This window comes from Hyphomicrobium sp. CS1GBMeth3 (genome assembly GCF_900117455.1).
GTDB lineage: Bacteria > Pseudomonadota > Alphaproteobacteria > Rhizobiales > Hyphomicrobiaceae > Hyphomicrobium_C.
Window position 1 is genome coordinate 1,198,267 of record NZ_FPHO01000003.1, and the last position, 20,345, is coordinate 1,218,611.

The 20,345-nt window shown below is 59.7% G+C and carries 21 protein-coding genes; 7 read left to right on the top strand and 14 right to left on the bottom strand.

Annotated elements, in window-relative coordinates:
• Positions 1 to 4 precede the first annotated feature (4 nt).
• Positions 5 to 370 carry an ArsR/SmtB family transcription factor gene (locus tag CS1GBM3_RS12930; RefSeq protein ID WP_072395782.1) on the top strand — a complete coding sequence of 122 codons (366 nt, stop codon included), beginning with the start codon at positions 5 to 7 and terminating at the stop codon, positions 368 to 370.
• Between the two features lie 40 nt (positions 371 to 410).
• Positions 411 to 848, top strand: a complete 438-nt coding sequence (locus tag CS1GBM3_RS12935; RefSeq protein WP_244534704.1) for an SRPBCC family protein — start codon at positions 411 to 413, stop codon at positions 846 to 848.
• A 364-nt stretch (positions 849 to 1,212) separates the two neighbouring features.
• Here the strand turns inward: CS1GBM3_RS12935 and CS1GBM3_RS12940 are convergent, their stop codons facing one another.
• Together CS1GBM3_RS12940 and CS1GBM3_RS12945 are read right to left on the bottom strand one after the other, a co-directional pair.
• On the bottom strand, positions 1,213 to 2,367 hold the full coding sequence (locus tag CS1GBM3_RS12940) for a patatin-like phospholipase family protein (protein WP_083567858.1): 1,155 nt from the start codon (positions 2,365 to 2,367) through the stop codon (positions 1,213 to 1,215).
• Positions 2,368 to 2,399: 32 nt separating this feature from the next.
• On the bottom strand, positions 2,400 to 2,891 hold the full coding sequence (locus CS1GBM3_RS12945) for a DUF302 domain-containing protein (protein WP_083567543.1): 492 nt from the start codon (positions 2,889 to 2,891) through the stop codon (positions 2,400 to 2,402).
• A gap of 365 nt (positions 2,892 to 3,256) precedes the next feature.
• Between CS1GBM3_RS12945 and CS1GBM3_RS12950 the strand changes: the two genes are divergently transcribed.
• Positions 3,257 to 3,544: a hypothetical protein gene (locus CS1GBM3_RS12950; protein WP_072395784.1), complete on the top strand. Its 288-nt coding sequence runs from the start codon at positions 3,257 to 3,259 to the stop codon at positions 3,542 to 3,544.
• A 112-nt stretch (positions 3,545 to 3,656) separates the two neighbouring features.
• Here CS1GBM3_RS12950 and CS1GBM3_RS12955 read toward each other — a convergent pair whose 3' ends face one another.
• From CS1GBM3_RS12955 to CS1GBM3_RS12965, 3 genes are all read right to left on the bottom strand, one after another.
• Positions 3,657 to 4,853: an MFS transporter gene (locus tag CS1GBM3_RS12955; RefSeq protein WP_072395786.1), complete on the bottom strand. Its 1,197-nt coding sequence runs from the start codon at positions 4,851 to 4,853 to the stop codon at positions 3,657 to 3,659.
• A 78-nt stretch (positions 4,854 to 4,931) separates the two neighbouring features.
• Positions 4,932 to 5,435: a cupin domain-containing protein gene (locus tag CS1GBM3_RS12960; RefSeq protein ID WP_072395788.1), complete on the bottom strand. Its 504-nt coding sequence runs from the start codon at positions 5,433 to 5,435 to the stop codon at positions 4,932 to 4,934.
• 188 nt (positions 5,436 to 5,623) lie between these two features.
• Positions 5,624 to 6,448, bottom strand: a complete 825-nt coding sequence (locus CS1GBM3_RS12965) for a 3-hydroxybutyrate dehydrogenase (RefSeq protein WP_072395789.1) — start codon at positions 6,446 to 6,448, stop codon at positions 5,624 to 5,626.
• Positions 6,449 to 6,846: 398 nt separating this feature from the next.
• Here CS1GBM3_RS12965 and CS1GBM3_RS12975 point away from each other — a divergent pair, with 398 nt between their 5' ends.
• Positions 6,847 to 7,755, top strand: coding sequence for a LysR family transcriptional regulator (locus CS1GBM3_RS12975; RefSeq protein WP_244534649.1), 909 nt, complete (start codon positions 6,847 to 6,849; stop codon positions 7,753 to 7,755).
• Here CS1GBM3_RS12975 and CS1GBM3_RS12980 read toward each other — a convergent pair.
• From CS1GBM3_RS12980 to CS1GBM3_RS20140, 6 genes are all read right to left on the bottom strand, one after another.
• The gene (locus tag CS1GBM3_RS12980; protein ID WP_072395792.1) at positions 7,752 to 8,453 is read right to left on the bottom strand and encodes a peroxiredoxin-like family protein; all 702 of its coding nucleotides are present in this window, start codon (positions 8,451 to 8,453) and stop codon (positions 7,752 to 7,754) included. The two genes, CS1GBM3_RS12975 and CS1GBM3_RS12980, sit on opposite strands and share 4 nt — an antisense overlap.
• A 33-nt stretch (positions 8,454 to 8,486) precedes the next feature.
• Positions 8,487 to 9,236: a peroxiredoxin-like family protein gene (locus CS1GBM3_RS12985; protein WP_139247913.1), complete on the bottom strand. Its 750-nt coding sequence runs from the start codon at positions 9,234 to 9,236 to the stop codon at positions 8,487 to 8,489.
• A 38-nt stretch (positions 9,237 to 9,274) separates the two neighbouring features.
• Complete coding sequence (locus CS1GBM3_RS12990) at positions 9,275 to 9,529, bottom strand: DoxX family protein (protein WP_280173510.1); 255 nt, start codon at positions 9,527 to 9,529, stop codon at positions 9,275 to 9,277.
• A 609-nt stretch (positions 9,530 to 10,138) separates the two neighbouring features.
• Positions 10,139 to 11,191 (bottom strand): Crp/Fnr family transcriptional regulator, encoded by a 1,053-nt coding sequence (locus tag CS1GBM3_RS12995; RefSeq protein ID WP_083567545.1) that lies wholly within the window; start codon positions 11,189 to 11,191, stop codon positions 10,139 to 10,141.
• A 91-nt stretch (positions 11,192 to 11,282) separates the two neighbouring features.
• The gene (locus CS1GBM3_RS13000) at positions 11,283 to 12,314 is read right to left on the bottom strand and encodes a patatin-like phospholipase family protein (protein WP_072395796.1); all 1,032 of its coding nucleotides are present in this window, start codon (positions 12,312 to 12,314) and stop codon (positions 11,283 to 11,285) included.
• A gap of 652 nt (positions 12,315 to 12,966) precedes the next feature.
• Positions 12,967 to 13,308, bottom strand: coding sequence for a hypothetical protein (locus CS1GBM3_RS20140; protein ID WP_244534650.1), 342 nt, complete (start codon positions 13,306 to 13,308; stop codon positions 12,967 to 12,969).
• Between CS1GBM3_RS20140 and CS1GBM3_RS13005 the strand changes: the two genes are divergently transcribed.
• Genes CS1GBM3_RS13005 through CS1GBM3_RS13015 form a run of 3 tightly spaced genes read left to right on the top strand, consistent with a single transcriptional unit; the run spans position 13,309 to position 16,871 of the window.
• Complete coding sequence (locus CS1GBM3_RS13005) at positions 13,309 to 15,366, top strand: ATP-binding protein (protein ID WP_244534651.1); 2,058 nt, start codon at positions 13,309 to 13,311, stop codon at positions 15,364 to 15,366.
• Positions 15,363 to 15,728, top strand: coding sequence for a response regulator (locus CS1GBM3_RS13010; RefSeq protein ID WP_072395799.1), 366 nt, complete (start codon positions 15,363 to 15,365; stop codon positions 15,726 to 15,728). Before CS1GBM3_RS13005 ends, CS1GBM3_RS13010 begins: the two co-directional genes overlap by 4 nt.
• Positions 15,729 to 15,755: 27 nt before the next feature.
• A complete protein-coding gene (locus tag CS1GBM3_RS13015; protein ID WP_072395801.1) occupies positions 15,756 to 16,871 on the top strand; it encodes an adenylate/guanylate cyclase domain-containing protein in 1,116 nt (371 codons plus the stop codon).
• 241 nt (positions 16,872 to 17,112) lie between these two features.
• Here the strand turns inward: CS1GBM3_RS13015 and CS1GBM3_RS13020 are convergent, their stop codons facing one another.
• From CS1GBM3_RS13020 to ureC, 3 genes are all read right to left on the bottom strand, one after another.
• The gene (locus CS1GBM3_RS13020) at positions 17,113 to 17,811 is read right to left on the bottom strand and encodes an urease accessory protein UreD (protein WP_072395803.1); all 699 of its coding nucleotides are present in this window, start codon (positions 17,809 to 17,811) and stop codon (positions 17,113 to 17,115) included.
• Positions 17,812 to 17,990: 179 nt separating this feature from the next.
• Entirely contained in the window at positions 17,991 to 18,635 is a 645-nt protein-coding gene (gene ureG, locus CS1GBM3_RS13025; protein WP_072395805.1) for an urease accessory protein UreG, read from the bottom strand.
• Positions 18,632 to 20,344, bottom strand: coding sequence for an urease subunit alpha (gene ureC, locus CS1GBM3_RS13030; protein ID WP_072395807.1), 1,713 nt, complete (start codon positions 20,342 to 20,344; stop codon positions 18,632 to 18,634). The genes ureG and ureC overlap by 4 nt, the downstream gene beginning before the upstream one ends.
• Position 20,345: the final 1 nt, after the last annotated feature.

Here is a 20,345-nt window from a genome sequence, read left to right on the forward strand (position 1 = left end):
CTATATGGCTAACCAAACAATGCAACTCGACCATGTTTTCGGTGCCCTGTCCGACGCGACGCGACGCGCCATTGTTATGCGTCTGTGTGCAGGCGAGGCGTCCGTTGGGGAGCTGGCGAAGCCATTCGAAATGGCATTGCCGAGCCTGATGAAACACATCCGCATTCTCGAGAACAGCGGCCTTGTCGTCTCCGAGAAGATCGGTCGGGTCCGAACGTGTGCTCTGCAGCCCGAAGCACTGGAGACCATCGAAGATTGGCTGTCTGGTCAACGGAAAATCTGGGAACGACGCTTGGATCATTTGGAAAACTACGTCGAAAAATTAAAGAACGAGGAGAAGCTCAGTGCCCGTAAACCCAAGTCGAGATGAAACCCCCCTTTCCACATGGGAGCTTGACCGAGAGATAGTTCTGTCACGCGTGATCAACGCACCGCGAGATTTGGTGTTCACCGCTTGGGTTGATCCAAAGCACCTACCACAATGGTTTGGTCCGGCAGGTTTCCAGGTTGAAACCAAGTCGATTGACATTCGTGTCGGCGGAGAATGGCGGTTCGATATGATCGCACCTGACGGCAAGCGATATCCGAATCGAATGAAATTCCGACACATCGAACGGTCGCGCTTGATCGAGATCGATCATGGGGGTGATACGGACAACGATCCTGGCATGTTCCGCACCACTATCACATTCGATCAGCAGGGCGACAACAAGACGGTCATCACATTGCGGCAGTTGCATCCAACGAAAGCGCAGCGCGATGCAAAGATCGGGTTCGGTGCAGTCGAATTCGGTTATCAGACGCTCGATAAACTGGCTGTCTACGTCGAAAACGGGAGAGCCGGCTAGGGCATAGATGTCTGCTGCTGGACGTTCGAATGTGGAGCGCTCTGGGGCAAAATTGCCCATCAGCCGACGCGATTCAGACGGCAGGTTTGCTCCACCCAGTGGAGTCGCTACGGGTTTCGGCAGCTTGTTCTCAGCTGACACGCCGACGGCGAACGCAACCGGTAAGTCAGGCCAAGCAATCCTTTCAGCGCGCCGCGCGAAGGCGCTCCGCCCCAATTGCGGTCATTGCCGCAGCTTTGTCGGTGCATCCCGTGCACTTGCCGACAAGTCTGCTTATAGGGGCAATGCGGCCGACATGATCAAGGGCACGGAGATTGTTACGACTGCGCGCTATTGAGGTGCGCGCAATCAGCGCGCCCAACGCTCATTCGAATTCGTGCAGGAAAACGCCGTCTATAGCATCGCTTTCTACAGCCCATAGGGCGCAATCGATTGCTCTCATCGTCTTTTCGTAACCCGCGTTCCAGCGCCTGCGGATTCCCGAGGGGCTGAAGTCGACGTCCTTGGTATGGTCCTCGTGGTCGAGGCCAGGGGATAACAGCCGCACGACGTGCATACGCGTCGAGCAGCCATAGGCCGCGAGCGCGGCTACGTCGTTCCTCGATCGTGTTTCGTCCGGTACCAGTGCCGAAAGCTCCCGTATAATATGGCGCAAGCGGTGTATGTCTGCCTGCCTGCGGATGTGCGCCGCGACGCGACTAGAATACTGGATGTCCTTCTGCCGATGCAGGACTTGCCACATGGTCTTGGGCTCGAGACCTACCGGGTTCCACATGTGGACTGCGAAGACGAGCGAGTTGCGGCGCGGTTTGTCGTCGAATACGACTTCCGTCGGCGTATTCGAGAGTATGCCGCCGTCCCAGTAAAGCTCATTGTCGATGCGCACGGCAGGGAAGGCGGGCGGCAGTGCGCCGGAAGCCATAATGTGCTTGACGCCGATCTCGGTTTCTCGGCTGTCGAAGTAGCGCATCTGGCTGGTAGTCACGTGGGCCGCACCGACCGTAAGGCGCGGCTTGTTGCGCGCTGCGAGCGAGAAGTCCACGAGTTCAAGAAGTGTTTTCTCGAGCGGGGTCGTGGAATAGTAGCCGGCGCTCTCGGCGCCGAGATGCACGTGCGGTCCCATGAACGCCAGCATATTGGGAACGAAGAAATTCGGCAGGCCTGCCGTTAACGTGGTGCCGTAGGCGACGTACTGAGTCAGCCGCGGCCATAAAGCCCAAGCCATCGATTTGTGCGCCATGCGCCGCCAGAATTCTTCGAGCGCGGCGATCCGGTTACCGGGCTCGTTGCCGACGATGAGCGCGGCGTTAATCGCGCCGATCGAAGTGCCGATTATCCAGTTTGGCTCGATGCCTGCTTCGTGGAGGGCGCTGTACACGCCGGCCTGATAGGCACCGAGCGCGCCCCCGCCCTGTAGCACGACGACGATCTGTCCACAGTCCGTATGGGTCTTACGTGGTTCCGCAGCTTCCCGCGCCGCGATCGCTCCGAATGTATCAGGCTTCGACAGGTTGCTCATCGAAATGTTCCGCTTCATGGATGAGGCAGCCACTATTTCGCAACGCTCGAGGTAATGGACGCCATGACGTCAGAGGCCATTTTGAACTGGGCTTCGCGGTTGCTGATGCCGTGACGCCGCGCGATCCAGCCGAAGTCGTTGTAGACGGTCCAGACCTGCCCGTAGTCGTCTTCGCCGACCAGAAGGCGAACCGGCCAATCCAACCCGGCATTCGGGTTCGACGTCAGGAACTGCACGCCAAGCGGAGGATTGCCGAAGATCAGAAGGGTCGACCGATTGATACTGATTCCGGCGTCTGCACCCAGTGCCGCCTGATCGACAGCGAGGAAGAACTTAATGCCCTTTTTATCGATGTCGGCCTTGAGGTGCGCGACGGTCTCGTCGAAGCTATAGGCGCTTCGCACTTTGACGATCCCGTCATCGGTGGTCGTAGAGCTATAACCCGTGAGACCCCATATCAGGAACGCGCAGGCGGCGAGGCTCGCCAAAATTTTCGTAGGAGAGACGGAGATCCGATGACGCATGAGAGGACTCCCGGTTTGGGTTGCGAAGGTGCCTTCGAAATTTCGGCTGCAACCTTGGCCGGGCCCTCGTCAAAGCTGAAATAGCAATTGGCTCGCGTATCGATAGAACGACGCTATCGAGGTCGCAGCGATGCAGACTTGTGGACGTGAAGCTGCAAAACCCAACATGACGGTTCCGAAAGAGGCCCGACGCGCCCGCGCCGGAATAGCCGGCAGCTATGAGTTCGATATTCAAACGGCATTTCAGAAATTGCCTGCCTCTCGATAGCGTTCTCCTCGACCGCAAAGCCCTCGAGCCGCGGCCAACGTTAAATTGAAGAGAGACCCCATTCCTCTCTCTCGGCATTCCAAAACGGAGAACCCAAATGAAAGCTCAGTCCATTCTCGCGGCCGTTCTGGTCGCAACGTCCAGCACTCTCGCCCTCGCTGACAACAGCCTCTCGGGCAAAGCGATGCGCGAACTTCCCGGCAACAATGGCGCCGGCAGCACCGTTAATCCGACCGCCAAGCCGAACGAGTCGAGCCTCTCCGGTCAAGCGATGCGCATCCTGCCCGGCAACAACGGCGCCGGCACGACACCCAGGACTCAGGGCAATGGCGACACCACGAGCCTTTCTGGCAAGGCGATGCACGATCTGCCCGGCAACAATTAAGCTCACATCTTGATCCACGCATGGAGAGCCGCTTGCTTAGCAAGCGCTCTCCAACTTCTTTTCATCTCACGATATGCAGCAGACGTGTCTCGTCGATCCAACTTGTTGGAACTCAGCCTAGGCGCAGCTTGGCCGTGAACAGCGCTGCGGCTGCAAGAGCCACGCCGATTCCCGCCACGCAGCCAAGCCAGCCTAGGCGCACGTAGAGAGCCCCGAGAATGGCACTGCCCACAAGGCCGCCAAGAAAGTAACTTGTCAGGTAGATACCGCTAGCCGCGGATCTGTTGTGCCTGGCAGCCCTGCTCACAAACCCGGTGGCTATCGCCTGGGCGAAGAAGGTGCCCACACCGACGAGTGCCATGCCCGAGACTACAGTTGGGAGGTTCCCGCTCAGCAGCATGGGCAGGCCGAGCGCGGCGATGGCGAGGGCAACCCAAAGTGACGGCTGAACGCCAAACGCCGATACGGCGCGTCCTGCGAACGGCGTCGACACGATCGATGGCAGAAAAACGAGATAGATGATGCCAAGCTCCATCATGCCGAGCGCGAGCGGCGGCTTCACCAGCTCGAAGTTGATGTATGTAAAGGTGCCGATGAACGCGAACAAGATGCAGAAGCCGACGACAAAGCCGGCGCGCAGAGTGGGATCGAATAGATGATCGATGGCGCTGCTCCATGTCGCGCGGGTCATCATTCCGTGCCCGCGTGGAATGTTCTCGATGGTGCAATAGACGAGCGCTGCCCCCGAGAGATTGAGAAGCGCGAAGACGGCGAATGCGGCGGAAAGGCCAGCGTAGTCTGCAACCGCAGTGGCAATGAGACGGCCGACGAGGTTGCTCGCGACGTTGCCCGTGATGTAGGCGGCGAAGACACTTGCCGAACGTTCCGCCATGTATCGCTCGCCGAGGTAGGCGAGCGTCAGACCAAAGGCAGCCGACATGAAGAGGCCCTGTGCGATCCGAAGTAGCGAGAAGACGATAAGGTTCGGAGCGGCCGACAGTAGCAGTGTAGGAAGCGCTAAAAGTGAGAGGCTCAGAACGATACCGCCCCGGCGCGGCACGCGGTATCCGCCAAAGGCAATTCCGAGGCCGCCGACGGCCATGCCGAGCGTGCAGGCATTAACGGCAAGCCCCATGGCGGCCGGGCTCACGCCGTAGTGTGCCACGAGCGTCGGCAGCAAAGCCTGGGCAGCAAACAGATCGACGACGGTGAGGAAGGCAATCAGCGAAATAAGGGCCAGGTGCCAAAGCGCTTGCGGCTTGCTCTCCGCATCCCTTCGTTCGACGGCGATAACTTGATCGAGGCGCATCGTTGCTGTCCCTGGCATGAGCCGGCGCGCATTCCGGCGGAGAAATCCGCTGGAATGCGCATTTCAGTGCGACGTCGATTACATGCCGGGGTGGTCGGGGTCGGCGGCGATGTCCGCCGAGATCAGGACCGCTGAACGCTTGGAGGTGTTCTTCCACCAATGCGACAGCCCTGCTTGCTCGACGGAGAGCTCACCTGCCTTGTGCACGATCGGCACGGCGCAATGGCTTGAATACTCGGTAATGGAACCAGAGACGACATAGATGAGCGCCGGGCGATCTTCATGGCTGTGCCATGCGACCTCTCCATTCGGCTTGATTTCGAGACGGCGCATGCGGAAGTGACGGCCGGAGATCGCGATCTTCTCCTTCGCGAGGTCGATCTGGCCAAGCAGCTTTTCCGCGACTCCCTTGTGTGCGGTGGCGCCGGGCTTCTGGCCGTGGGCGGTGATCTTTCCGGCCGGGCATTCGCCGGCAGACGCGATTGTCGAGCCGAACAGGAGCGCGGCCGAGAGAGCGCTGGCAAGGCAAAGCGCGAGAAGACCCGTTCCATAATCGCTGGTGGTGCGAACTGTCCTAGTCATGATGTCTCTCCGTAGAGTGAACAATGAGGGCGGGCTCGGGGCTCCGCTGACTGGGAGAGAATGGCGCGACCCATGCGTGCGTTTGAAATATCGGCTCGGCCTCAATTCCATAGCGGCAGGCTATTGGCCGACACAAAGTCGCGCCTCTTCTTAAGGTGCGGCATATGGGGTCACAACGGCGACGGAAACTATTGAGCCGTCCAGCCACCTTCGACGGGCAGCGCTGCTCCTGTGATTGAATTTGCGCCGTCGGTTGAAAGGAAGACGGCCACGGCGCCGATCTCATCCACAGTTATGAAGCGCCGGGTCGGCTGCGCCTTGAGCAGCACGTCACGGACCACCTGATCTTCGGTCAGCATGCGCGCCTTGGCCGTCTCGGGGATCTGCTTCTCGACCAGCGGCGTCAGCACGTAGCCGGGGCAGATGGCGTTGACCGTGATGCCGAACTCGGCGGTTTCGAGTGCCACGGTTTTCGTCAAACCGATGAGGCCATGCTTCGCGGCCACGTAGGCCGACTTGAACGGTGATGCGACAAGAGCATGGGCGGAGGCGACATTGATGATGCGGCCCCATCCGCGCGCCTTCATGCCGGGCACGGCGGCACGGATTGTATGAAAGGCTGCCGAGAGATTGACGGCGATAATCTGTTCCCACTTCGCCGGCGGAAAGGTCTCGATCGCCTCCACGTGTTGGATGCCGGCATTGTTGACGAGGACATCCACCTTGCCAAATTTCGCAATCGCATCGTCGAACATGGCGCAGATTTCGTCTGGCTCCGACATGTCGGCGCCAGAGTAGTTTGTCGCCACTCCGAACTCGCGCTCTATGCCGGCGCGGATGTCATCGATGTCCGAGGCTCCGAGCCCATTGAACATCACGTCCATCCCGGCCTCTGCTAAGGCGCGCGCGATGCCGAGCCCGATGCCGCTGGTGGAGCCCGTGACGATGGCTGACTTGCCCACTAGACAGCCGCGCGTGGACTCCTCGGCGCGAGGCGTGGTCAACTTTTGCATGGTGAACTCCCGAGACTCCGATCAGCGGAGCCAGATGGAAAGGAGACCCGGGACCAGCTGCGGGGGGAGCACGTATTCCCGGGTCTCTGAGCGCAGGCGCTCGGTGGAGGGAACAAGACGCCTGCAGTTAACCTGTTTTTCAGCCGCCGGACCGTGGACGGCGGGCGCCATAAGGGCTTGCTGCGCGGTCGCCTCGTCCACTGTAAGGAGCGCCAGAAATTTCGTTGTCATGACTGCCTCCATGGTTTCGTGTCGGGCTTCGATGCATGGATGGTACGACTCTCACCCCTGGAGCAAAAATATCCTTTGCGGTATATTTCGATAGCTTTGCGCTATGGCACGTTGCTTTAAGAGTGTTTTCTCGGCGCGCTGTATCTGGTCGGGATTGCGCAATGGAAATGCACCAAGTGAGATACTTCCTTGCTGTCGCACGGCTGCTCAACTTCACTCGTGCGGCCGAGGAGTGCCATGTAGCGCAACCCTCGCTCACGCGCGCTATCAAGCAGCTTGAGGCGGAGCTCGGTGGCGATCTTTTCCGCCGAGAGCGGAATCTCACACATTTGACAGATCTCGGCCAACGCATGCTGCCCATGCTGCAGCAATGCTACGATAGCGCATTGACCGCCAAGACGCTGGCGCAGTCGATCAAGGCAGGTGCTGTGGCTCCGCTCGCCATCGGTCTGTCCCTAGCCGTGGACATCACCCTCGTCATCACGTTCGTGACAGAATTGGTGCGCTCGCTACCGGGACTCGAATTGCGCTTCATGCGCGGTACCGGGCCCGAAGTTGCCGAGTTCCTGAAGAAGGGCGAGGTCGAGGTCGCGCTTGCGGGCTCAGTTGGCGAGACCTGGGATCGACTCGAGAGTTGGGCGCTCTTTACTGAGCCCTACAAATTCGTCGTGGGTCTAGAGCATCCGCTCGCCAACAAAGGGGCGATAAGCAGCGAGGACGTGACCAAGGCGCGCCTGGTGGGCCGCACACATTGCGAGCATCTCGCAGAGGTATCCGCATTCGTGACCAATCTTGGAATGCGGCCCGACACGCACCAAGTCTGCAACGATGCCGACGTCGCAGCGCTACTCCAAAACAACATCGGTGTCAGCATCATGCCGCAAAGCTCTGCGGGCCGCCTCTGGATGAGGTCGCTCGATCTTGAGGGGTTCAATATCACTCGCACTGTATCAGTCTACGCGGTGTCAGGCAGGCAAAGGTCGCTCGCAGCAAGCACGTTCATCAAGATGCTGCGTGCCGCCGACTGGTCGAGCATCGAGCCGCATTCGCAGGCCGGCGTCCCCAAAGTCGCCTAGCCTTTCAGTGCGGTCAGGATGTCGTTGATGTCCATGCGCTTGCGATAATCGGGATCAATGAAGCGGGCTTTGACACGGCCGTCTCTGCCCACAACGAAGGTGGCGGGGATCGGAAGGGTCCAGGCGTCGCTCGCGTTGAATGGCGTGATGTCCCAGCCAGCCGCCGACATGTGCGCTTTCTTCTCATCGCCGACATAGAACGCGAGATTGAGCAACAGCGCATAGCCATTGTCCATGTCGGAGAGAACGGCGAAGGGCGCGCCAGATGCCGATTTAAGCTCAGCGTTGAACTTCTCCGCTTCCGGCGTGATAGCGACCAGCTCAGCGCCGAGCCGCCTAATCTCCGGGTAGGATTCGGCGAGTGCGGTCGCGCTGATGCGGCAATATGGGCACCAATGGCCGCGGTGGAAGGCGATGACGAGCGGTCCCCGCGCTAAGTACTCCCCGAGCGAATGGAGTCGCCCGCTCTCGTCGGGCAAAAGAAAGTCTGGCATGGCCTCGTCAGGCTTCGGCGCTTCGGTTCCAGCACCTGTGGCACCCAAACGAGCAATCATGCGCTCAACCACATCCGCAAACTCGGGGCTCAGGCGCCGCACGTCGGTGGCGAAGGCCGCAAGCCGATCCGGCAAGAGAGCGTCCATGTTGCGGCAGCGCTCGGTGCATGCTGCAAGCTCGTCGGCGAGTACCTTTTCGGCCATGTCACACCAGCCCGCGGCTTGAGTGGAGGCAGTTTAACCGTCGCCGCCCTCGCCGTTAAGAGGGAGCGGCGGGTTCAACGGAGATCCGTTGGCCGCTCGTACTGTCCTCAAGATCTCTTCGATTTCCATGCGCCGCCGAAAATCGGGATCTACGTGGCGGGCGAGAACGCGCTTATCTGGTCCGACGATGAATGTTGCCGGCAACGGGACGAACCAGCCGTCGGCACCCTGATAAGTTTCCAGGTGATGGCCGCGCCCTTGCATCAGCCCCTTGATGCGATCGCCCAGCCATAGCACCAGCCCCAGGGAGAGCGCATAGCCGTTCTCGACATCGGTCAGGACGTGTAGCTGGTCGAAAGCGGCCGCGCGCAACTTGCCCGCGAACTCCTGCCGATCCGGGATGATGGAGACGACCTCTGTTCCGGTGGCCTCAAGCTCGGCGTGATGCTCGGCGATGGTTCTGAGCTCGATCTTGCAGAAGGGACACCAGTGGCCGCGATTGAAACTGATCACGGCCGGGCCGCGTTTGATTACGTCATCCAGGGCCAGAAGCCGACCGGATTTGCTTGGCAAGATGAAGTCGGGCATCACCTCACCGACCGCCGGAGCCGTGGTACCGATCTCACCCGCCAGAAGTCGGGCGACGAGGGCGTCGTAAGCTTCGGCGAATGGGAAGCTGAGCTCGCGCAGCTTCTCGGCGTAGGCGGCAAGCCGCTCGTTGAGCGGCGCCTCCATCACGCAGATGTCCTCAAAGGTCTCAGCGAGGGTTCTTGCTTGTTTCAAGTCTATCCCCAACGTTCGCCGCCCCGGCGAGGGGAGGTCTATTGTTCTCGTCGACGCAGCGCGCCGGGCAAGCTGCAGTCCGTGCCGAGAGCATAATCGAGCGAGAACCGGCCGGCACCGTATTTCATTAGGTAGAGCAGAGTCACAGCCCAGACGCCATGCGTGTCAAAGGCATTGGGGAAGACAAAGATCTCGATGACCAGCGTCATTAGGAGAAGAACCGTCGCCGCAAAGCGGGTCAGAAAGCCCGACCAGAGTAGCAGCGGCATAGTAAGCTCGGTCGCGGTCGCCAGGCGCCGGCGAGGGCTGCGGCCGAAACAGTCTTAACGGCAGAGGACATAAGTGATCTCCCGAATGAGGAACGGGGTGCGAGCCCGGATGAACAGAGGGATGTACGCGGGCGCAATCGTTGGATTTCGCCCTGGTGTTGATCATGCTCGGGAAATCGGGGGAGGTGAAATGCCGGTTCGGTCTCGTTTCTATAGCGCCCAGCTATGAGACCAATCCCAGTCGGATGAGGCGCGAGAGGCGCATGGCAACCTCCCCCGGCTGTGCTTCCTGCGAACGAAGAGTGCTGGGTTCAGTTATTCAGGCCGTTGCGGCGCGAACTGGGCCACGCGGCCCGTCCGCAACCAAAGCTGAAAGCTGACATTGCGAATGGTGGCGATAGAAATCGCGGGCCTAATTGGTTGCGCCAGCGCCACGGCCTCGGGGACCTAGTTCATGTGCCACCCATGGCTCACAATAATCGATTCACCCCCAAGCGCGACTCTACCTCCAGCCCCCACCCACATAGCGCCTCGCAATGGCGAAGCCGATGCCACTGGCCGCGCCCGTGACCGGTGCGACTTTGCCGTTGAGCATCAGGGCTGCAGCTCCGGAATTGATCGCGCAGGCACCGATCAGGCGGCGGTAAAGCGGTACGTGCAGTCGTACCGGCCAGCGTCACCAAGCTCCTTGAGGTCAGTTGCCACCTTGCACTTGACGCCCGACTCCTCGGCGATCCCCTCGAAAAAAGGCGTGAGCTCTGGCCAGGTCAGGTGCTGCTCGATGTCGAGCCTCTTAGCGATCCGGTCATAACGCGAGACACCAAAAACGTGGACCACAGTGTCCTCCGGCAGGTACTCGAGGACATGAAAATTGTACTCTGGCGACGCCGAATGCACCGCAGTGATGAACACGACGGCTAGGGCGCGGCAATCGTTGGGAAGAGCGATTCCGGTCTCGATCGCTTCCCGCGTCTTGAGCCGGCCCAGCTCGCGGAAAACGCGCCTGGAAAGCTTGTCAACCTCACCCCAGCCGAACTGCTCACCGACATTCTTCAGCATCAGTCCATAGAACGCCGCAGTAACGTTCGATAGCCGAAGGGTCATCTCCTCGGCGCTGGCGGGAAACGACTTGTCCAAGAGATAGGCCTTGATCTCCTCATCAGGATACGCGTCCTCGGAGCGGAGGGTCTGCATCTCACTGTAGATCTTGCGTCCTGTGATGGACATCACGGCGGCGCTGAACTCATGGACACGCGATGTGAGACGCCGGATTGTGCCGGCCTGCTGGCGCAGCACGGCCTGTGCGACTGAGGGCTCGGTGCTTAGAAGCTCACGAAAAACTGCGGCTGGAAGCGCCGCGACCAGGCAATCTGTTTGCGCCTCGACGCTGGCTGATCTCGGACCCCGATCGATCGCCGCAAGCTCGCCGAACGTGTCTCCTGGTGTCAAATCGCGAAAGCTCACCACGTGACCGGCTTGCGAGTAGAGAAGGACGCGCGCACGCCCTTCAACGACGAAAAAAACGTCGTCTGACTCCTTGAGGTATTCGACTATCACCTGCTTAGGATCGTAGGTTCGCCAGGAGCAACGGCCTTCAATTGATCGCAGGGTAGGTGCCGGAAGACTTGCAAAGATGGCAATCCCTGAAAGGGATCGGTCCGACTGTCTGGATTCCGAGGCTGCCATGACTGGCCCCCATCGAATATCTCCGTGCTAATTTTTATCCTATGTCGGGGCGACGCGCACCACTTGTCTGAAGAATAACGCAAAAAAATTCTCAAAGAAAGCGCTCTTCTATGGACACAGACGACTGCCTCCCAAGCTTATCAAAGTGCTGTCTCAGAAACGCATCGCCGCGGCTGCGCCCAAGCTCGAAAAGCCAGCTTAAAAAATCCCACTCGACGTTGAGCTTGCTGGACACGCCAAGACGCCGCATCTCGTCTTCAGAGTCGACGCAGTGGATGAACATCTTCTTGAGGCGCCCGTCGTCATCGAAACCCTCGTCAACGAGCCTGGTGACGAAGGCGATCGCCCGCATCTCGCGCAGCAGACTGGAATTGAAGCTCAGCGTATTTATGCGATCGAGAATCGCTTGAGCGCTGCGCGGGACCTCATCGATCGTAATTGGATTGATCATCACGATGACAACGTCGCGCGACTCGCAATTGTAAATGAGGGGAAAGATCGGCGGGTTCCCCATGAACCCTCCGTCCCAATAATGCTCTCCGTCGATTTCGACCGCTTGGAATACCGACGGCAAGCAGGCGGATGCCAACACGGCGTCGGCCGAAAGCTCGTTGCGCTCAAAAATCCGCAGACGGTTTGTCTTCAAGTTGGTGGCACATATGAAAAGCTTCACGGAGCGAGACTGGCGCAAGGCCTCGAAATCGATCAGCTCATTCAGGATGTTCCGGAGAGGATGATAGTTCGTCGGATTCCACTGGTAAGGAGACAACATGCGCGAGAGCGCGTCCATGATGTTCCAGGCCAGTGAAAAGTCCATGCTGCCCGGATGAGCAAGCCGATCGAGCCAGGATGGCTGCATGAGAGAGAACGCCCCAGTCATCGATACGGCTTCCCAGAAACGGCGGAGCGCGGCGCGCGCTTCCCTATTGCCGCCGCGAACCAGCCCCGAGGCCATCACCGCCGCGTTCATCGCTCCCGCGCTGGTGCCCACAATGCCCTCAACCATAATCCGCTCATCCTCGAGCAGGCGGTCTAGCACCCCCCAGGCGAATGCCCCGTGAGACCCACCGCCCTGAAGCGCAAGGTTGACGAGTCGTTTATCGGAGGGTGAGCAATCTTCCATGGCCTATAAGCAGTTACCATATAACTCCAAAGAGCCAGCCGACCCGAGCAGCGGCGGCGCCAAGTCGAAAACGAAAAACATTTGTTACGCATGGTGGCAACTGTTATTCAAATAAGAAAAAGCGGTGGTTGCTTTCGGATTAGCGGTCACGATCTCGGCTTGCGGACGCGATGCGCGCTGACGGGATATCGCTAAGTTTGTCACGCTATACAATTGCGTGAAAAGCGAGCGGATCGAAGTCATGAAACAGTGGCTGGACAATTGTCGATTGAGGCCGCTTATCCCCGAAATGGGATCAAATCCGCGCCACCTTTTGCAGGCTGGAACGCGTGGCAGACTCGAGGAATGAGTTATCATATCCGTGCCATGTCAATGTGAGGCCCTGAAGCTTTGTCGTGATTGAGATTGCGTTCGTTGGAGTGGCGCAATGTCAGGCCAGAGTGAGAGTACGGGAATATTCGCAGCGCTTGGTCTGGGTAAGCGTAAAACGGTTACGGACGGACCCGGCGGCTCCATGGCAGACATAGGCGTACCGCATGCCCGTCTGCAACACATGCTCTCCGCCAGCCCTGCTGTGATTTATACCACGCGCGCCACAGGGGATTGCGCGTGTACCTTCGTCAGCGACAATCTTCGCACCGTGATCGGATACTCACCCGACGAAATGACGAGGGATCCGAAGCACTGGCCCGCCAATCTCCATCCGCAGGACGCTGGCCAAGTCTTCGACAAGGTAGCGGCGTTGATCGAGCGCGGGGGTGGTTCCGTCGACTACCGTTTCCGCCACAAGGACGGGCATTACATCTGGATCCAAGACAGCTTCAGAGTCACGTACGACGAGACCGGAAACCCGCTGGAGCTGGTCGGAGCCTGGACAGACATATCCGAGCGCAAGATGGCGCAGGATCTGCTTCAGAAGTCCTACGCCGAGATGGAAAAGCGTGTCGAGGAGCGGACGGAAGAGCTCAAGGATCGCCAGCAGCGGCTGGCCCATGTGCTCACCGTCAGCCCCGCGATCACATATGTCACCAAGGCGACCGGGGATTTTGCGTGCACATTTGCAAGCGCAAGCTCGCAACAGATCATGGGATATCAGCCGGAGGAAATGCTCGCCGAGCCAAACTTCTGGATGAGCCACTTGCACCCTCAGGATGCGCCACGGGTGCTGACTGAGTTCGCCCGTCTCGTTTCGCAGGGCGGCGGAAACCTGGAGTATCGATTTCTGCACAAAGGGGGCTACTATCGATGGTTCCAGGATACGTTCCAGGTACTCAGAGGCGAAGACGGCAACCCATCTGAGATCGTGGGCTCATGGGCGGACATTACCCATCGCAAGCTCGCCGAGGCCGTTCACGAGCTCTATGCGGCGAGCCTGGAGCGAAGCTCCCCGATGCCGCTCAAGAAGCTCGACAGCATCCTCGAGTCGGGACGAGAAGTGCTCCGCCTTGACAGGCTGAGCATCCTGCGTGCCTGTCCGCAACAACAGTGGCTCCAGGCCACGGCCGCCACCGGAACGGAGGAGCCGCTGGAGGAAATCCGCGTTCCCATAGGACCGGAAGGTGGCGGCCTGGCACAGGCCTACCTGACCAAGGAAACGATCGTTAGCGACGGATCCACACCCATTCCCGAATTGCTGCGCCTGAAGCCACCTTACGATCAAATAAAGTCGCTTCGCTCCAGCGTTTTCGCCATTGTGCCGCTCATTGTGCAAGGTCAGGCGGTCGGGGTTCTGGCGGCTGACCGAACGAGCAACCGAGTGCCCTTCGAGGCGTCCACGTTGGAATCCTTGAGGGGGTTGGCCACCCAGGCCGCGATAGCGCTGGAGCACGCCCGGCTGTACGCGGCTGCCCAACCGGTTATCAGCCGCTCGCTCCACCTTTCTGAGGTCTATCCCGCATTCGCGCGAGCTGTGAAAGCGCTACTTCCCTACGATCGGATCGGCGTTGTCGTGCCCCAAGGCTCCTCTCTGGTCATGGCTTTGTCGGTTGCCGAGCCGCCGCTTGCCAGCTGGCAAGGACAAGTCTGGGAGAACATCGAAGGCACTGCGGTGGAATGGGTGTTGGAGAACGCCCGACCACTTGTCGTGAAGGACCTCTCCGCGCAACAGAGCTTCGCCGATTCTGCGTTCGTTGCCGCAGAAGGCATTCGATCAAGCCTCTTGATGCCCCTGCAGGCTGGCGGCGTGACGGTCGGAGTGTTCTTCTTGGACAGCCTGACTTTGGGTGCCTACACGGAGGAGGATGTTGCGCTTGTCGATCCCGTGGCCCAACAGCTCGCTCTTGCCATCGACAACACGCGGCTGTTCCAGGATATCGAGGAGAAAGGCCGCCAGCTCGAGCTCGCGAACAAGCACAAGTCGCAGTTCCTCGCCAACATGAGCCACGAGCTCAGAACGCCTATGAACGCGATCCTCGGTTATTCCGAGCTCATCCTGGATAACCTCTACGGTGACGTTCCAGAAAAGGTCCGAGAGGTCCTGCTTCGGATCGACAAGAACGGACGCCATCTCCTCGGACTGATCAACGATGTCCTTGACCTGTCCAAGATCGAGGCTGGCTCGATCAAGCTGTCCTGTTCCGATTTCTCAATAAATGAGGCGGTCCAGGCCGCCGTGTCAGCCGTCGGTTCGCTCGCGATGGAAAAGAAGCTAGAGCTCAAGACAGAGGTGCCGTCGACGCTTCCTAAAGCCCGAGGCGATGAGCGGCGCACCACTCAGGTGCTGCTCAATCTGCTTGGAAATGCCATCAAGTTCACTGATGGGGGAGAAGTTCGTCTAAAAGTCTCGGTTGCGGATGACATGTTCCATTTTTCCGTCGCAGATACTGGACCTGGGATCGCGCCTGAGGAGCAAAAAAAAATCTTCGAGGAGTTCCATCAGGCTGACAACGCACGTGTCTCAAAAAAGGGCGGAACCGGACTTGGCCTGGCAATCTCCAGACGCATCGTCGAGCTGCAAGGTGGGTGCATCTGGGTCGACTCGACGCCGGGCAAGGGCTCCACATTTTTGTTCACATTGCCAGTCCATGTCGAGCCACGCAGGGAGGCGACATGAGCAGGCGCATCCTCATCGTGGAGGATCATGAGGACAACCGGCGCATCTTGCGCGACCTCCTCACAAGCGCGGGCTTCGAGCTCATCGAGGCGGTGAATGGAATCGAGGGCGTCGCAGCGGCCGACGAGCACCGTCCGGACCTCATTCTCATGGATATTCAGCTGCCGATCATCGACGGATACGAGGCGGCGCGGCGGATCAAGGCAATTCAGGAGCTCCGCCCTATCCCAATCATCGCCGTCACGTCATTTGCGCTCAGTGGCGACGATACAATGGCGTATGAGGCAGGCTGCGTTGCCTACATCACAAAGCCGTTCAGCCCGCGCAGTCTCCTGGCGACGATCCAGAAGCATCTTTCCTGACCCGATATTCGCAGGGAGGACTGACATGTGAGCCCGCCCGCACGCATCCTCATCGCCGACGATAATCCGGACAATCTCGAGATTTTCCGAACACGTCTTGCCGCTCACGGCTACGAGGTCGTAACTGCCACGGACGGAGAGCAGGCGCTCGAGATAGCACGGGAAACACATCCGGACTTGGTCCTTCTCGACGTGATGATGCCGAAGATGGATGGCGTCGATGTATGCCGGCATCTTAGATCTGACACTGCTCTTCCATTCATGCCGATCATCATGTTGACGGCAAAATCAGCCACACAGGATGTCGTCGCCGCCCTCGATGCCGGAGCCGACGAATACCTGACAAAGCCCGTGGATCACGGAGCACTGGTGGCCCGAGTAAAGTCGATGCTACGCATCAAGGGGCTGACCGACACTGTGCGCGAGCAGAGTGCCAAGCTCGCCGAATGGAACGCGACGCTTGAGCGCCGGGTCGAGGAGCAGCTACGTCAACTCGAGACGTTTTCCCAGCTGAAGCGATTCTTCTCGCCGCAGCTCGCCGACGCGATTCTGGCCGGCGGAGCCGCTGATCCGCTCGCCACCCACCGGCGCGAGGTCGTCGTGGTGTTTCTCGACTTGCGCGGATTCACTGCTTTTGCAGAGAGCGCGGAGCCCGAGGAGGTTATGAGCGTCCTGCGCGAATATCACGCTGCCATGGGCAAGCTGATCCACGAATATGAGGGGACGCTCGAGCGGTTCACCGGAGACGGCATGATGATCTTCTTCAATGATCCGGTCGTCATTCCCAATCCAACAGAGCGAGCCATTCGCATGGCCTTGGCCATGCGGGAGCGTGTGGTCAGCCTCACCGAGTCATGGCGCAAGCATGAGCATGATCTCGCGCTCGGCATAGGGATTGCCAAGGGCTACGCTACTATCGGCGCCATCGGTTTCGAGGACCGCATGGACTATGGCGCGATCGGCACGGTGACCAATCTTGCCGCCCGCCTCTGCGGCGAAGCCAAGGGCGGACAAATCTTGACCAGCCGCAAAACTCTAAGCGATGTCGAGCACCTGGTCGACGCCGAACCCGTGGGCGAACTGCATCTCAAGGGTTTTGCGAGGCCTGTGACAGCATTCAATATTAATGCCGTGAAAGGTTGAGAGTGCCTTCTGCATTACCAGAGATGATTGCTCGTGCCTCATCGCTCGTGGACCACCGTGCTGCGTACGCTATGCGCTGCCCACCGGCATAGCCGCAGCCGGGAAAGTCTGTGCTTGCGACACGCACTCTGATGTCCACTTCCTCAGCTTCTCAAGAGATGCGAGCGCTGCTGCGATCAGCGTGGATTGCAGGGACTGCCGGGGCATTAATTTAATATTCTGCCTGAGTTGCATCGTCTGTCTATTTTCTGCGCGGGCGAGGCCGCCGGCCAGCAAGCTTCTCGCGCAAGATCGACCAGAGGCCGTTCAGCGCAGCCCTGAGTGCGACCGCATCATCCGCGAGCACGCGGCACCAAAGACCTGCGCTCCCCGGAAGCTGAGACACCCCCGCGTAAATCCCGCGCGCATCTGCAAGCACCTGTCTCAGATCCCGTTCGAACGGAGCGAGACGGCCATCGGGCGCCACGGCAAGAAAAGTGCCCTGCACGCGATACCGCCCGGTGATGCCGGGAATCCTCTCGGACACCACGGCCCCCGTGACGCTGTAGCGATCGCGCACGACACACCCGCGTCCGTCGACGTCGATCGATGTGTCCGATACGAAGCGCGAAAACGGCCGCTCAGTGCCCTGCGGATCATGCAGAAGAAAGGAATCCACAAGAACGGCGAGGCCTGTCGGATCGATGCTGAGGTGAACGTCTGATGAGAGCGACGAACCGGAAAACAGGATCAAAGGATCCGATATCATCTCCAGCCACGCGTTCGCTCCGACCCGAAGCGTCGTCTCCAAGCGGGCGGAATCGCCGGCCATCGTATGAACGATCGTCGATGCCTGCGTCGTCACATGAACGCGGCTGTCCGCATCCGCGGAAATGTCGAGGTGCAGGCGATCGTTCTCGTAAATGCCACCCGCACACGATTGCAGGTAGAGACTCGCCATGCCGTCGGGATCTCCTTCGACCATGAAGGGGCGGCAGATATGAAAGGGATACGCCACATGCTGTCTGCGAAGAAATGTGCGACCCGCGGGCGAACTCGCGAAATGGAGCCTGGCACACCGTTCTCCACTCGCAAAATCGGCGCAACTCTCCGGAAAAACGGAACCGTCGGCGGCCATGATCAGCTCCGAAACAGCACAGCGTCCGCGATGTGATCGAGCACGGCGTCGACACCGTCTCCGGTCGCGCAGTTGGTCACGAGCACGGCGCGATCGCTCCTGACAGCACGCGCCTCTTCGACCATGCGATCAAGATCGACACGGACGTAAGGGGCGAGATCCGCTTTATTGATCACCAGAAGATCGCATTGCAGGACGCCAAGCCCGCGCTTGCGCGGAATGTCGTCGCCACCCGCCACATCGATGACAAAGAGCCAGTGATCAACCAGATCGAGAGAGAATGACGATGCCAAGTTGTCGCCGCCGCTTTCGATCAACACGAGCTCTGCGCCCGGGAACTCGAGTTGCAGCTCATCAGCCGCTTGCATATTGAGGCTCGGATCTTCACGGATCGCCGTATGCGGACAGGCCCCCGTCTCCACGGCGACAACGCGGGCCGGATCGATGAGACCGCTGCGTTTCAGGCGCTCGGCATCTTCGCGCGTCACGAGATCGTTGGTGATGACCACGAGGTCGATGCCTCGCTCAATCACACGCGGAATGAGCTGCTCGACCAGCGCTGTCTTGCCGGAGCCCACGGGACCGCCGATGCCGACGCGCGCCGCCCCGATCGATTTTGCTGGAGACGCTGGGGACGGCACGGTCATCGCATCATGTACCGCTGCGAGAGCGGCACCTTCCTTGCTGGCTGGCAGGTTGCGAGATCTCCGTCGACAAAGACGTCGAACGTCTGCGGGTTAACGGTGATCGTCGGACAGGCGTCGTTGCGCAACATGTCCGCCTTGCCGAGCTTGCGCGTGTTCCTGACGGGCAGCAGCCTTTTTGTGAGGTCGAGCTTGCCGGAAACACCCGCATCGACCGCAGCCTGAGACACGAAGTTGACGCCGAGCGCCTTCTTGGCTTCTCCGAACGCGCCCCACTGCGGACGCATCGCCAGCGGCTCGCACGTCATCAGCGATGCCGCGCTGTCGCCCATCGCCGACCAGACGATGAATCCGCTCTTGATCACCAACTCGGGCTTGATGCCGAAGAAGCCCGGGCGCCAAAGCACGATATCGCCGAGCTTCCCCGCTTCCAGCGAACCCACATGATCCGCGATACCGAACGTGATGGCCGCGTTGATCGTGTATTTTGCGATGTACCGAAGGATGCGCTGATTGTCGCCGATACGGCTCGTCTCCTCCGAAAAACGCCCGCGCTGGTCTTTCATTTTGGAGGCAAGCTGCCACGTCCGGCATATCACCTCGTTGATCCGCCCCATGCCTTGACTGTCGGAGCCGAGCATCGAGATGGCACCGATATCGTGAAGCACATCCTCGGCAGCGATCGTCTGCGCGCGAATGCGGCTCTCGGCAAACGCGACGTCCTCCGGCACCTTGGGATTGAGGTGATGACACACCATGATCATGTCGAGGTGCTCATCGAACGTGTTGATGGTGTAGGGGTTGGTCGGATTCGTCGACGACGGCAGACAATATTGCTCGCCAGCAACGCGGATAATGTCGGGCGCGTGCCCACCGCCGGCCCCTTCGGTGTGATACATATGGATCGTGCGATTCTTGATGGCCGCGAGCGTATCTTCCAGAAAGCCGCTCTCGTTCAGTGTGTCGGTATGGATCTGCACCTGCACATCGTAGTCGTCGGCCACCGACAGGCACGTGTCGATGGTAGCAGGCATCGTGCCCCAGTCCTCGTGCAGCTTGAGCCCCATCACGCCGCCCGCAATCTGATCGACGATCGAAGCGGGTTTCGAGGTATTGCCTCGGCCCAGGAAGCCGAAATTGAGCGGCCAGGCTTCCGAGGCCTGCAGCATCTTCCCGACATTCCAGGCACCGCCGCAATCGATGCCGACGGTAATCGGACCAAGAGAACCGCCAATCATAGTCGTGATACCGCTCGCGAGCGCATGCTCGCACAGCTGCGCACTGTCGAAGTGCACGTGAACGTCAATACCGCCGGGTGTGGCGATCAAACCTTCCGCATCACGGACAGTCGTAGCCGCTCCGCAGATCAGATCCGGGTGCACGTTGTCCATGATCGCAGGGTTGCCGGCCTTACCGATGCCGACAATCCGGCCCTCCTTGATCCCGATGTCTCCTTTGACGATCCCAAGGACAGGATCGATCACGACAGCGTTGGAAATGAGCATGTCGAGAGAACCCGCCGCACTATCGAGGCCAGGGACAAGCCCAAGTCCGTCGCGCAACGTCTTGCCGCCGCCGTGCAGGCATTCGTCGCCATAGACGGCATAATCGTGCTCGATCTCGGCGACGAGGGACGTATCGCCGAGGCGCACCGCATCTCCGGTCGTAGGACCGTAAAGCGTGGCGTATTCGCGGCGCGTCATCTTGGCCATC